We start from the raw sequence: 13,170 nt of genomic DNA, 5'->3' as shown, positions 1-13,170 counted from the left end.
GATGAAGGTCACCGTCTTCGGCGCCGGTGCCATCGGCGGCTATCTCGCGGCCAAGCTTGCCATGGCCGGGCGGATCGATCTTTCGATCGTCGCGCGCGGCGCGCATCTGGAAGCGATCAAGGCAAACGGCCTGCGCCTGATCGCGGATGGCCAGGACATTTCGGTCCCCGTCCGGGCCGCCGCCGCGGCCGAGGTGCTTGGCGTGCAGGATTATGTCGTGCTGGCGCTGAAGGCCCATTCTCTCACCCTGGCCCTTGACCAGATCGCACCGCTGCTGGGAGACCACACCGCCGTCGTCACCATGCAGAACGGCGTGCCGTGGTGGTATTTCCACGGCGTCGGCGGGCCGCTCGAAGGCACCCGGCTGAACGCGGTCGATCGTGGCGGCGCCATCTGGCAGCGGATCGGGCCGCAGCGCGTCATCGGCTCGGTCGTCTATCCTGCGGTCGAAGTCGATGCGCCAGGCCTCATCCACCATGTCGACGGCAAGCGTTTCTCGCTCGGCGAACCCTCTGGCGAGCGCAGCGAACGGGTCACGCTTCTGGCCGAGGAAATGGTCAAGGCCGGCTTGCAGGTACCGGTCCGCGACGACATCCGCAGCGAGATCTGGGTGAAGCTGTGGGGCAACCTCTCCTTCAACCCCATCTCGGCGCTGACCGGCAGCACGCTGGCCGCGATCGTTGCCGACGAGAGCACCCGCATGCTTGCCCGAACCATGATGCTGGAGGCGCAGGCGATCGGCGAAAGCCTCGGCGTACGCTTTCCCATAGCGGTTGACCGGCGCATCAAGGGCGCCGGCGATGTCGGCGAGCACAAGACCTCGATGCTGCAGGATCTCGAGCGCGGCCGGTCGATGGAGATCGATGCGCTGGTGACGGCAGTCCAGGAACTTGGCCGGCTAACGGACAGGCCGACCCCGACGATAGATGCCGTGCTGGCGTTGCTGCGGCGGCTGGCGGTGGAGCGCGGGTGTTACGGGTGATGGGGCGCGGATGAGCCCGAAGGATCGGACAAGGCCGTTGATTTTATTGACCCTTTATTGGACCAGAATCGCCAACGCTCCCGCATTGTTCCGTACGGGCCCGTAGCCGTCACGTGATGCGCAACAGTTCGCGCAGCCGGACCGGCAGTCGCGGCGAGGCATGCAGTTCCGCACAACTCGCCTCCCATAGCTTCAGATACTCTGCGATCGGTACACCTGTGCGGCCGGGCCAACGGTTGAGTGCGCCCAGCGCCTCGACGCAGTCGGGCGCCGCCTCGTACTCAGTCAGGATGGTCCGGGACATTGCTTGAGCAAACGGATTGAGACCGGGTATTTCGATCTCGCTTCGATGGTCGCCGAACCAGGCGGCGGCGTCGCGGCTCAGCCCCTGGCTGTCGGCGAGCGCGGCGTAGCCCCCGATGATACTCTCACGATACTCGGCAATGGCATCGCCGAAAGCGTTGTCGCCGGCAAATGGCGGATTCTCCTTCCAGCTTGTCGCCAGGCGCCCCAGGCCACGCAGCGAGAAGGCCTCCACCGTCGCTTCCTCGAGCCATTGGCAGGGCGGCGCCGGCTTGGCGTCGCGCTGCCAGCTGTTGGCAAGGACATGGCCGAGTTCATGGCCGAACTGATAGGCGAGCTTTGACCAGTCCCGTTCGCCGATGTCGACAATGATCCATGCCATGGTGCTACCGTCCGGATGTAGCCACACGGCCGGCGAGCCGGACGCGTGCCTGTCGACGCGAAGCCGCGTCGGCTGGCGGTCGGAGACGAGGCGGACGCCATCCAGGCAAGCGTGCCGCATGCGCTCGACGACCTGATCGGCGGAGCGCGGAAGCATGTGGCCCCAGTCGCCGGCGAGCTCGATTGGGGCGGAAAGGAGCGTCAGGGAGGGACTGGTCGATGACGTCATGGCAGCGTAGCCCTTCCCCGGGACGCCCCGGCCGACTAATGCAACCGCAAAGCCCGCCAACAGTGTAGCGAAATCCCGTCGTAGCACTTCGATTCCTGATGTCCGACCGCCCGATTTACAATACCATGCTAATTCACCAATGGCGAAGGCTCTGCTAGCGGACAAGGCATCAGGAGTGGGCACGGCTATTTTTTCGCAAACTTACAGCGGAGATAACCTTTCAAATTGGCAGGTGGCGCACGAGATGTCCATTCGCCTTGAAGACGGAGCTCTTGTTGTCTCAGACACCGAACGGCAGAACTGGCATCTCTTGCGTCTATACGATTCAGCCGTTCTCTTCAGAATTGTCAGAATGAAATGCCGTCTCAAATTCGGCCGGACAGCTACCGCTAATTTCTACGTCCATCACTATGGTTCTCTGGATGTCGCAGAAATCTCCGCAGACGGCACCATAATCAACGATGGTATTAGTAAAAACATCTCGGTCAACGAAATTTCCGATGGCTTGTTCGATGTTGAGGTGACGTTTCTGAGTTGTCATCCAACACTGTCAATTGGCTGCTCCAATAACCGCCAGCCAATCTATTCTGGCACTGGACGCGAGCAATTTGCCCTGATGAGCGTGGTGGTTGAGACGTTTGACGCGCATAGTGATTTGTCTCGTACACCAGCAGAGGAGCGCATTACGCTCGTCGATGTCGGTGGCCAAGGGGGCCTGCAGCTCAAGTGGATGCTGAGAGCCGATCAGATTACGCCGGTGGTTTTCGAGCCCATACCGTCGGAGGCTGCAGTGCTAAGGCAAACCCTTGGTCGGATCCCCGGCGCTCAGGTAATAGAAAAGGCGCTAGCCCACACCACAGGCGCGACAGGGTTATCGCCTTTTCAGAGTCGGAAAAGCGAAAGTTTGCCACAATTACCGACGTCCTGGGCATTGATTCATACTTTTGACGGAGACGTCTGCGCCGCTCAGTCGAACGAGTCATGAATTGGTCGCGCTCAGCCTATTAACAAGCGAGAACGAAAATCACTGCCTGGCGAGAATACGGTGAGACGAATGATAGATCATGTTCACGTAATCAATCTTGATCGCAGCGTTGATCGTCTCGATAAATTTCATAAGATCAACGATCATCTTCGAAGTATTGAGAGATTTCCTGGGACTGATGGTAGATTTGTGGACCGTGACCGGCTTGTACAAGAAAAAATCATCTCTCCGGATCTAGATTACGCAGCTGGCAGTTTGGGCTGCGCTGTTTCTCACGTCGCTCTCTGGAAAGAAGCAGTTCGACGGGGTGAGGCAATAACCGTGGCCGAAGACGATGCCATCTTTTCTCGTCACTTCGAGCCGCACATGCATTCGCTGTTGGCTAACATTCGTGACTGGGACTTCATCCTTTGGAGCGCAAGCCTGCGGTGTTACGCATGGCTAGATGCCCTCCCAGGCGGAACTGGTGCAAGGCTTGAGTTCTTTTCTGGAGAGGTGATGACACATGTCCAGGATTTTCAAGAGGCCGAAACGGAACCCGTTCTTCTGCGAGCACACCATCTTTTGGGTCTTGTATGTTATTCAGTTTCTCCAAGAGGGGCACGCGCGCTGCTCGACTGGTGCCTTCCAATACGGCCGATGATCATCGATTTCGCGGGATTCGGCCTCAGGCTGAACAATGCTGGAATTGACTGCATCATAAATGGGGTGATGCCGTCGCTGAAAGCGTATGTGTGCCTTCCACCGTTGGCGATCAGCAATGAACGGCCCGAAGAATCGGTACGGATCAACACGTGAAGTGATATCCAGCGAAACGGACGCCGCCCAGGGTGCTCGCCTCAAGAATTTTTCGAACGCGGGTAGGCGGTCGCATCGTCCGGATTAGCCCTCGCAGCATATCTCCATATGCTCGCATATCCTGCTCAGCCGCTTTGTCCGGTTGCGGCGTCTGCGGGGACTTGTGTCTTGATATCTCCGATCCGCCCCTCCTCCCGCAGCCGAACGAAAAACTCTAGATTAATCTTGAGTCTCTGATTGGCTGGGTCAAGTTCAACTGCCTTTTGCCCCCATTCTACCGCACGGTCCATCGCATTGAGATGCCACGAGGCGACGGCACCCAAATCAAACAACCGAAAACCCCAGCAACTCGGGTCGTCCAGATAGCTGTTGGTGCGGTGCGTGTTCTCGACCCCGTTGGCGCAAGCCCAGAACAGATTCAGCCAGTCGGCCTTGCCGTGGAACTCTTCGGCGAGGTCGAGCCAAATCTCTCGGCGATGGGGTGCTTCCATCCGCGCCTTGTCCAACCAGGACAACCTCAGCTCCGGTAGCATACGAGCCAGGTATCGCATTGCCTCGGATCTTTCTTCGCTCCATGTGCTTGTCGGCAGCGCAAGATAGCGACAAAGCAGCTTAACGGCCCGCTCTTGCTGGTTGGCCCACATCAACTCCCGGCCTAGCCAGAAGCATATCTGAGGGTCGTCGGGATCTTCCTTGTGGACCTGCTCCATGAGCGGGAGATACTGTTTGCGGGTAGTCTTGGTATGGTCTTGGAGTTCGGCTATCACTATGTCGTCGCAGGCCTGCGTCACCTCCTGCTCGCCGGTAAAGCACAGTGTCTCGTGGACGGCGCGCTTGCATCGGTAACCCCAACGGGCATGAATTTTTTTGGCCGGCCACGTTCGCGGTTCGGGATCGTCGAGGCGCGAACGCCGCGAAGAACGACACCAGATTGCGGTCGTTCCGGGCGTCCACGCCGCTTCCAACTTCGGTCGCCATCCGGGTTCAAGGAATTCGTCCATATCCATGGTGATACACACGTCGGTATCGGCCGGAACCAATGCCAAGACAGCGTTCCGCGCGTCGTCGAAGCGCCAAGGCCGGATCGCAATCCTATGCACCGTGACGCCCGCACTTTCCAATCGCTGAACGGTGTCGTCGGTACTGCCAGTGTCGGCGACGATGCGGTAGTCCGCGTCGACCCCCGACATCGCCCAGCGCTCTACATGAGCAGATTCATTGAGGGCGATCGTGTAAACGGCGATTTTCAAGGGGAGTTGCTCCCGGACTTGCGCTTGAAGGCCAAGGACCCAAGAAAAATGTCGGGACGGTCTTGACGGTTCGGCCGGTCGACAGATGTAGGAAAGGTGCCTGCAGTGTCCTCAAATTGGTACATCGAACGATTGGCGAAGGTCACCTCGATCACTTCGGGGAACGGCACGTTGGCGATCACATTGAGCGGCGACCAGTTGTTTCCATGCACGTGCACAATTTGGAACACGTCATTCAACTTGGTGATGACCTGCGTCGCCCGGTCACGCCAGTCGCTGTTCGCCGCGTTCGAGAACCCGTGAAATTCACCCACGAGTTGCGAGATGCGACGCAGATCGTCGACTCCCACCGCCTCAAAGGCCTCCCACTCCGCGCCTTCGACATCTATCTTGAAAATCAATCGTCCTTTGGAGTCTGGGACCTTCTCGATCACGCTTCGGATAGACTCTGAGCTATCGGTTGCGTTTGATGAAATCTTTCGGCGAAAGAAATGGAATCGCTCGTGAGCGGTGGGCGGGCGAGCGATCGTGTGGTCCAATTGATAGACATCTATCCCGCGATCGGCGATTTCTTGATCCCAAGACACGTCGTTGCCGATGCCCGCCGACAATGCTCCGACAATCCCCTCAAAATCATCCAGCATCACGTAACCCCCGTCGCCGGTCTTATTGCCAACTCGAATCTTTGCGCAGCCGACCGCGCTCCTTGGAGTGAATTTCGATAGAAAATCCAGCAGCGTTTCTTGCAAGGCGCTTCCGCCGCGCGCACCTTTGAACTTGTACTCATCGCTGCCCGTGAAGTTACCCAGGAGCGCTTCCAGGTTCGCTGCGCGCTGTAGATGCCAACGGATCGACGCCTCGTTTTCGGGTTCGCGCCCTAGTAAGGCGCGATATACCGTATGCACTGCGTCTGCGTCCACGGCGTCGCCGAGAAAGAGAAAGGTCGACTTCTTCGTCGATGCCGAGCCCCAGAGAACGGTCCAGGAGAAGACGCTCGCGCCCCGTTCGCTGAAAGGCGCGCGGTCCAATCGGAGCGTCCTCCATCCTGCAACCTCGATATCGGTGTTCTGGAGGTGTGCCGGTTCCTCGTCGTTGGTAATGAGTGCGAATTTGTATTTCTTCCGAAATGCCGCCAGATATTCCTTTACCGTCTTGTTGGGAAGGTGCTGCAGGACGTCCTTGCAAATGAGAAGATCGGCGGGCGGAAGTTTTGCGAGCGATTTGAACGTTTCAAACCCAATCTTGCCGCTGCTAAATTCACGTTGATTGCGCTCGACAACTGACGAAACAACGTCGACTCCGACATAACTTACCTCGCTCCAATCTACATAACGCGAGAACTGCCAATCACCGCAGCCAAGATCCACGACGCTGCGGATGTCGTTTCGCGTCATGAACCGTTGGAGGAACTCGCGGTATTCCACGGTCTTGTCAGGTGATGACCCGACACCGCTTCCATGTCCCCAACTCTGTTTCTCATAAATTAGCGAAAAGTGCCGTTTGATTTCTTCCGTTGAGTCGTCGGAAACGACGAACCTTCGCGCGATCTTGTTATAGGTAGTGTCGACCTCCATGACGGCGTTCGCGTCGAGGTCCCTGACTAGCGGCCACGATTGCGACTCCCATAGATGAAATGAGTACGCTTCGGGGAACTCGCGGTTTTTTGAAAACATGTCTTCCAGGCCTGCCTGGTCCCAGCCAGGCCAGAAGAATGATGCAGCAGGCTCAATGCGGAGCAATTCCGGGCGTTCCTTCGCGAGCGCCATCGGAACCTGAACCGAGAACTTGTTCCAAGCGTCGCCGACCGTGCCGCCCGTGAAGTCGCGATAGGCCTCATACCACAGGCGGAGGAATTCAGCATGCGGCGGCGCTATGATGGTGGCGTTGCATAAACCTACCGTCTTCCTGGAGCCGTCGTTCTGAGCTCTTTCCTCGCGTCCCATGACGACGCGACCATCGAGTAGCGGCTCGAACGGGCGTTGGCAGATCGTATCAAGATCAAGATAAATGCCGCCTTGCTCGAGCAGTATCCGCAATCGCAGGACGTCCGCCTTGTGCGCAAAATGCTCGACCGGATTGCCGAACACCTCGGTCGGCAAGTCGACGCAGATGAGTTCCACGTCTCCCTTGATCGCATCCCAATACTTCCCGCTGGGCTCATGATGATAATACACTTTCGCCCGGAAACCTTGATTCACCCACAACGCCGAGCGTATCGCCATGTAGTGAATGAACGAGAACGGCTTGCCCCCAAAATTTCCATCGAGACCCGTGATGAAGTGGAAGGTTTGTGGGATCGATGGCTTTTCAGTTTGGCGCAACGACGCAGTAACATGCGCAGGGTTGGCGCCGCGGCTCGCAACGCTTGGCACGCTAACTCTCATTCCCGGCGTCGCCGATGGTGGCCGCTCCGCATCCTCCAGCACATGTCGGACATCGTCAGCATCGACGCTCGCGATCCAGGATTCGCTATCGGCGATGCTGTAAGAAATCAGCAGCCGCTTTCCGTCGGGATGCCAAGCCAGGCCAGCAGCGAATTCGACGCCCTTCCTGTCGAAGAAGAATGGGCGGCTCACCTTCAGCAAAGTATCCGCCTCGTCGAACCAGACGAATCGGTGCTGATAGTCGCGCCGCCCCTCCGGCGGCCTGACATACGATTCGTGGATCATCGCGAGCCATCCGCCGTCGATCGCAATTGCCTGCGTACCTCCCCTGAATTGGTCGGCAGAGATAGCCGGCGCCTTCTCCGAAATCGTTTGCGCACGATCATCGATAATACGCGTTGGGTCGCACAGATAAATGAATTGCAGTTGCTCGCCACCGCTATCCGAGCCAGCCGGCTTGACCCGGGGCATCCAGTTCTTCTCGTGGAGCTTCGGCCCCGTGGGGTGGAGCACACGCCAGTCCGTCAGGCGGTACGGCCCGGGTCCTCGGTCGTCGATGCGCGCAATGACCTGTTCGCACCATCCGTCCGCCGTCAGTTCGCGCACGCACGCGACACTCCAGAGCTGGCCTCGCCAGGCAAATAGACGGATGTCTTCGAAGCCTAGAACCAAATTGCAAGCGGGTTCCGGCAAGTCGGCCGGCGGCAGGATCTCTGCTGCTGATTGAACTCCCAGATCGTCGCTCAACCGAAGGAGGAAATTACGCGTGTGGATCGGTGCCTCGTTGGGAGTCTTATATTGTCCATCTCCGGTCAGCGTATAGTTGACGCTTCGCTGCACCAGCAGGAGCTGATCGCCCAATCTCGCTACTGACGGATTGATCGGCCGATAGCCGTCCGGCGCGGCAAATCCGACCGGGCGCGCGCTGAAGGACGGCATCATCGCTTTTGCCGACTGCATGTAGAAATACAAATTCGACCGCGCCAGTTCCCTGGGGCCGTCGCCGATCGTCCGCTCCAGCGCCAACCAGTTGCACGCCGCGAAACCGCGATCCTTGCGCACCGGGTCGCGCGCATAATTCGCCGCGATCGCAAACTCTTCGCGCAGGCCTGTCGTGTAGACGAAATCCTCGAGAAACAGGATATCCTGTTCCGGACGCTTGATCGCCAGCCCTGCTTCGGAGAACAACACGCTGGCGTCGTTCATCCCTTTCTCGCGATAGAATCGCGCAAGATCATAAAGCGGTTCGGCGCGCTGCGGGCGTTGATTGAAAGCGGCAAGCGCCTGTTGAATGAAGCCAGCCTCGTCGCCGAGTTTGCGCAGACAGCGCGCCTCTTGCAACCGGGCGTTCCACGCCTCCTCGTCCCAACCGCCCATGGCGGCGCGTTTGGCGTACGCCACCGCGGCCTCCGCCATCCGCCCGGCGTCGCGGTAGGATTGCGCCAGGTAGAACCAGTATCGCTGATTTTCCGGATCCTTCTCTAGGGCCTCCAGCAAAAGCTTGGCATCGCGCTCGAATTTGTCCACCCGGTTCGAGCCGCTGGCGTGGTCCTTGTACCAGGCACCTCTCAGTTCCTGCACGCCACCGGGCACGTCGAGATATTCGTGGGTCACGCCATGGTAGCGTGCACCGGCGTCGCGTTTGACAAGGCGTGTGTTCCAATAGGCGAGGCCGGAATCCGAGCGCTGCAACAGCCGGTAGCCCGAGCCGTCGAGCCGCTCGCGGAAGCTCGCGTCCTCGACCACCAGTTCCATGTCGGCGTCGTCAAACAGCAGATAGTCATAGGCGAGCGGCGAGGCATAGGCGTGATCGAGCGCGGCGTTGCGAGCCTGCTCGAAATTGTGGAATGGAAACTCGTGCAGCTCGCCCGGCAGGTTGCGGGCAGCGAAGAACGATTTGACGAAATCCTGGGTCCCGTCGGTCGAGCCGGTGTCGCCGATGACCCAGCAGTCGATGTGGTCGACAACCGCCCCGAGACAGCGTTGAAGGTTCGCCATCTCGTTCTTGACGATCATGTTGAGGCAAAGGCGCTTACCGCTTGTCATATGCTGACTATCGGCTCCCCGCAGGACTGCGCGCCGAGGCGGTCACATTTGTGCCAGGGTGTCATCTGGGACAGCGATCCGCTCCGATGCGGACGTGTCCGAGCTTCATGCCCCATGTGCATTGCCCCCTGCCCCGGCCATCTTGCATGACCTCTGTTGCAAAACGCGACCTCAGCGCCATCCATTGTTAGCCAGCACTTTCCATCGCAGCAAGGGCCTCGCGGTCGCCTTGGACGAAGGGGGCGAATAACCTTCCAATCGGGCCAATCACTCACGCAAAAGCTCCGCCGCGATATCAAGGGTCCGCCGCTAACGAAGGCGGAGCATCTTTAAGCCCCGGATTTTTCGATGCATTTGGCCGCATGCGCGCCATCTCGATGTTTGCCAAGGTACTTAGCCGTGGTTGCGCAATTAACAAATCGTAAACAGGTTATTTACAAGTTGCTAATTTTATAATTTACTAATGCCTTATGTATGGGAGGGTTTCCGCGGACCGGGCAGTAGGCCTGTCGGTCCGTGCGGTCTGCGAAGCCAGGAGAGTATCTGGAGCAAGTCACTTCGTGCGTGAGGGCGCAGAGGGTGTTTGGTGGCGTGCAAAGAAGACGTCGTAGTGCCTTGAACTCAAGGTCGGCGTTTTCCCAACCTGATGTTCCCTTGCAAGTAGTCGATTCCCTCGCAAGTTGACACGCATGTTGGGAGTTGGCTGTGGTTGGTGTGATACCAAGTGCGAAACGATGCGCTCGCGACGCAGGTTTCCGCTTCGCTCAACCCCTCAATTATCCGCACCTTCTCGCCAGCAAGGATTGCCCCGCGATTGACGGGTATTCGTCGGCGCCCTGTGGACCGCCGCACGCCTGCGAACTCCGCACCCTCAGTGAAGACAAGTGGGACGCCGCTCGATCGAGCGGCACTAAGAGGCCGTCAAGCCTTGCGCGTGCGTTTCGTCGCAATGCGCGTCGCCGGTTGGTTCACGGAGCTGCAGGCTGCTCAATGCGCGCGGCTCGAGTGCCAATAGAAGCGCGGCCGGCCCCAGCGAGCGCGGGCTCTCGGCAGCGATAGAAACCTAGGCACGAAACAAGACACACAGCGGCGCAGCCGCCGTCGACCAAGGAGGACATGATGAGCTACATAGCAGGGTTTGCGGTCATGGAAGTTGCCGTTAGAGGCGTCTTGCCCACCGGCGACACGACCGAAAATGTGCCTTATTTTATCCTGGACACGGCCAAGAGCGCCATCGTCGCTCAGGTCATTCTTCCCAAGGCCGCCAAGCGAAGCCTCGCCGTCGCTGTCACCGTCAAGGTTCCGGCCGCAGCCGGCTCATTTGCGATTGGCACGTTTGACGATGGCGGGAATTTCCAGGCCTGCAGCTTCCTCCGCGTAGAGAGCCCCGCTGTCGAACGTCCCGACGGCGCCGTCGGGCCGTTCGGACGATGACCTCTCCCAAGTCCCCTTGTCCCAACCGCTCGCCGGCAAAGCCGGTGGGCGGTTTCCCCTTGAATTGAATTCGAAGCCAACAGGAGCCAGTCATGGCCCGTGCCTCTGAAATTCTCTTTGTCGACCCTTCAGTCTCCGACCTTCAGACAGTTCTCGGCAACGTGCGACCCGAAGTCCGGACTGTCGTGCTGGACGGCCGCCGACCGGCGGCGCAGCAGATCGCCGCGGCATTGTCAGGACACGAAGGGCTCGACGCGGTGCACGTCTTCGCGCATGGCGCGCCTGGCCGGGTTAGCTTCACGGCAGGAGAATGGTCGGCCGCCACACTGAGGGAAGAGGCTGAGGGTCTTGCCGCAATCGGCAGGGCGCTTGCCGCTGACGGCGAGCTGCGGCTGTGGAGCTGCGAGACGGCTTCAGGGAATGCTGGCGAGGCCTTCGTAACGGCGCTGGAAGAGACCGTCGGCGCGACCGTTTGCGCATCCAGGTCGCTGGTTGGCGCAGTGGCCCTGGGCGGCGCCTGGGAATTAGAATTATCCGCACGCGCGGCCGCTTCCACGCCCTTGCCGCCGCTGACTCCAGATGGAGTGGCAAGTTACACCGGCGTGCTTGCATCGGGTGATCTGACGGTCACTGGCACGATACAGGGCAACGGCAACAGCACTGCTGTCAACACCTATTATCTCGTGGATACGACAGGCAATGTAGTAGTCGGCAGTTTTTCACTTCCATCCGCGACTAACGGTGGCAAGGCTCTTTCGTTCGCAATAACTGTAACAATTCCAAATAACTTGCACGACTATATTATTTACGATGACAACTTCAACGTGTATGCTACACTTACACACAACCTAGCCGGCACCGCTTTTGTTTTCGCGCCCGATGCCGGTAATAATGGCGATAATAACAATACGTTTGCGCCGGCGACTCTCACCCTCACGCAGTCAGGCGCCACGGGTCCGACAGGACCCGCAGGCGCGACCGGTGCCACAGGTGCGACCGGCGCGGGCGCCACCGGCGCGACGGGCGCCACCGGCGCGACAGGAGCCACGGGCGCTACTGGTGCGACAGGCGCTTCGGGTGCGACTGGCTCGACAGGTGCTTCGGGCGGGACCGGTGCAACGGGCGCCACGGGCGCCACAGGTGCTTCAGGTGGGACTGGTGCGACCGGCGCCACGGGCGCTTCAGGTGGGACTGGCGCGACGGGTGCTTCTGGTTCGACTGGTGCAACGGGCGCCACAGGTGCGACCGGCGATACGGGAGCGACAGGTTCTACTGGTGCAACCGGCTCTACCGGAGCGACTGGCTCGACCGGAGCGACAGGCTCTACAGGCGCAACCGGAGCCACAGGTGCAACTGGCGACACGGGAGCGACAGGTTCGACCGGCGCCACCGGCTCGACTGGTGCGACAGGCTCGACCGGAGCAACCGGTGATACCGGAGCGACTGGTGCAACGGGCTCGACAGGTGCCACGGGCTCTACCGGTGCTACCGGTTCGACCGGCGCCACGGGTGATACCGGAGCGACAGGTTCTACCGGCGCCACTGGCTCTACCGGTGCGACTGGCTCTACCGGTGCGACTGGCGATACCGGGGCAACCGGCTCTACTGGTGCGACAGGCGATACCGGGGCAACCGGCTCTACTGGTGCGACAGGCGCAACCGGAGCCACAGGTGCGACAGGCTCGACCGGAGCGACAGGCTCTACAGGCGCAACCGGAGCCACAGGTGCAACTGGCGACACGGGAGCGACAGGTTCGACCGGCGCCACCGGCTCGACTGGTGCGACAGGCTCGACCGGAGCAACCGGCGATACCGGAGCGACTGGCTCTACTGGTGCGACAGGCGCAACCGGAGCCACAGGTGCGACCGGCGCTACCGGTTCGACTGGTGCCACGGGTGATACCGGAGCGACAGGTTCGACTGGCGCAACCGGCGCCACAGGTGCAACCGGCTCGACCGGAGCGACTGGCTCGACTGGTGCAACGGGCGATACCGGAGCAACAGGATCGACAGGGGCCACCGGCTCGACTGGTGCCACGGGCGCTACTGGTGCCACCGGTTCGACGGGTGCCACGGGTGATACCGGAGCGACAGGTTCGACTGGCGCCACAGGTGCAACCGGCTCGACCGGGGCAACTGGTTCGACCGGAGCGACTGGCTCTACTGGTGCGACAGGCGCAACCGGAGCCACAGGTGCGACCGGCGCTACCGGTTCGACTGGTGCCACGGGTGATACCGGAGCGACAGGTTCGACTGGCGCAACCGGCGCCACAGGTGCAACCGGCTCGACCGGAGCGACTGGCTCGACTGGTGCAACGGGCGATACCGGAGCAACAGGATCGACAGGGGCCACCGGCTCGACTGGTGCCACGGGCGCT

At 60.1% G+C, this 13,170-nt stretch carries 8 protein-coding genes; 5 read left to right on the top strand and 3 right to left on the bottom strand.

Annotated elements, in window-relative coordinates:
* Position 1: 1 nt before the first annotated feature.
* Positions 2-982 (top strand): 2-dehydropantoate 2-reductase, encoded by a 981-nt coding sequence (locus AC1D1L_RS31555; RefSeq protein WP_477345315.1) that lies wholly within the window; start codon positions 2-4, stop codon positions 980-982.
* A gap of 109 nt (positions 983-1,091) precedes the next feature.
* On the opposite strand, the gene AC1D1L_RS31550 is transcribed toward AC1D1L_RS31555, so the two are convergent.
* Positions 1,092-1,895, bottom strand: coding sequence for a hypothetical protein (locus tag AC1D1L_RS31550; RefSeq protein WP_477345313.1), 804 nt, complete (start codon positions 1,893-1,895; stop codon positions 1,092-1,094).
* A 139-nt stretch (positions 1,896-2,034) separates the two neighbouring features.
* Between AC1D1L_RS31550 and AC1D1L_RS31545 the strand changes: the two genes are divergently transcribed.
* Both AC1D1L_RS31545 and AC1D1L_RS31540 read left to right on the top strand, forming a co-directional pair.
* Entirely contained in the window at positions 2,035-2,880 is an 846-nt protein-coding gene (locus tag AC1D1L_RS31545) for a hypothetical protein (RefSeq protein WP_477345312.1), read from the top strand.
* 69 nt (positions 2,881-2,949) lie between these two features.
* Positions 2,950-3,678: a glycosyltransferase family 25 protein gene (locus AC1D1L_RS31540; protein WP_477345311.1), complete on the top strand. Its 729-nt coding sequence runs from the start codon at positions 2,950-2,952 to the stop codon at positions 3,676-3,678.
* 125 nt (positions 3,679-3,803) lie between these two features.
* Here the strand turns inward: AC1D1L_RS31540 and AC1D1L_RS31535 are convergent, their stop codons facing one another.
* The gene (locus AC1D1L_RS31535; RefSeq protein WP_477345310.1) at positions 3,804-4,928 is read right to left on the bottom strand and encodes a tetratricopeptide repeat-containing glycosyltransferase; all 1,125 of its coding nucleotides are present in this window, start codon (positions 4,926-4,928) and stop codon (positions 3,804-3,806) included.
* Positions 4,925-9,358: a glycosyltransferase gene (locus AC1D1L_RS31530; protein WP_477345309.1), complete on the bottom strand. Its 4,434-nt coding sequence runs from the start codon at positions 9,356-9,358 to the stop codon at positions 4,925-4,927. Before AC1D1L_RS31530 ends, AC1D1L_RS31535 begins: the two co-directional genes overlap by 4 nt.
* Positions 9,359-10,477: 1,119 nt before the next feature.
* Here AC1D1L_RS31530 and AC1D1L_RS31525 point away from each other — a divergent pair.
* The gene (locus AC1D1L_RS31525) at positions 10,478-10,792 is read left to right on the top strand and encodes a hypothetical protein (RefSeq protein ID WP_477345308.1); all 315 of its coding nucleotides are present in this window, start codon (positions 10,478-10,480) and stop codon (positions 10,790-10,792) included.
* A 92-nt stretch (positions 10,793-10,884) separates the two neighbouring features.
* A partial coding sequence (locus AC1D1L_RS31520) for a DUF4347 domain-containing protein (protein ID WP_477345307.1) occupies positions 10,885-13,170 on the top strand: 2,286 nt, incomplete at its 3' end.

This window comes from Mesorhizobium sp. P2_D6 (genome assembly GCF_056404315.1).
This window is presented reverse-complemented; position numbering and strand designations above follow the sequence as displayed.

Bases quoted from the DNA above. Each gene is read 5' to 3' on its own strand.
- AC1D1L_RS31530 (WP_477345309.1), bottom strand. From the start codon at position 9,358: ATGACAAGCGGTAAGCGCCTTTGCCTCAACATGATCGTCAAGAACGAG.
- AC1D1L_RS31555 (WP_477345315.1), top strand. From the start codon at position 2: ATGAAGGTCACCGTCTTCGGCGCCGGTGCCATCGGCGGCTATCTCGCG.
- AC1D1L_RS31525 (WP_477345308.1), top strand. From the start codon at position 10,478: ATGAGCTACATAGCAGGGTTTGCGGTCATGGAAGTTGCCGTTAGAGGC.
- AC1D1L_RS31540 (WP_477345311.1), top strand. From the start codon at position 2,950: ATGATAGATCATGTTCACGTAATCAATCTTGATCGCAGCGTTGATCGT.
- AC1D1L_RS31545 (WP_477345312.1), top strand. From the start codon at position 2,035: ATGGCGAAGGCTCTGCTAGCGGACAAGGCATCAGGAGTGGGCACGGCT.
- AC1D1L_RS31550 (WP_477345313.1), bottom strand. From the start codon at position 1,895: ATGACGTCATCGACCAGTCCCTCCCTGACGCTCCTTTCCGCCCCAATC.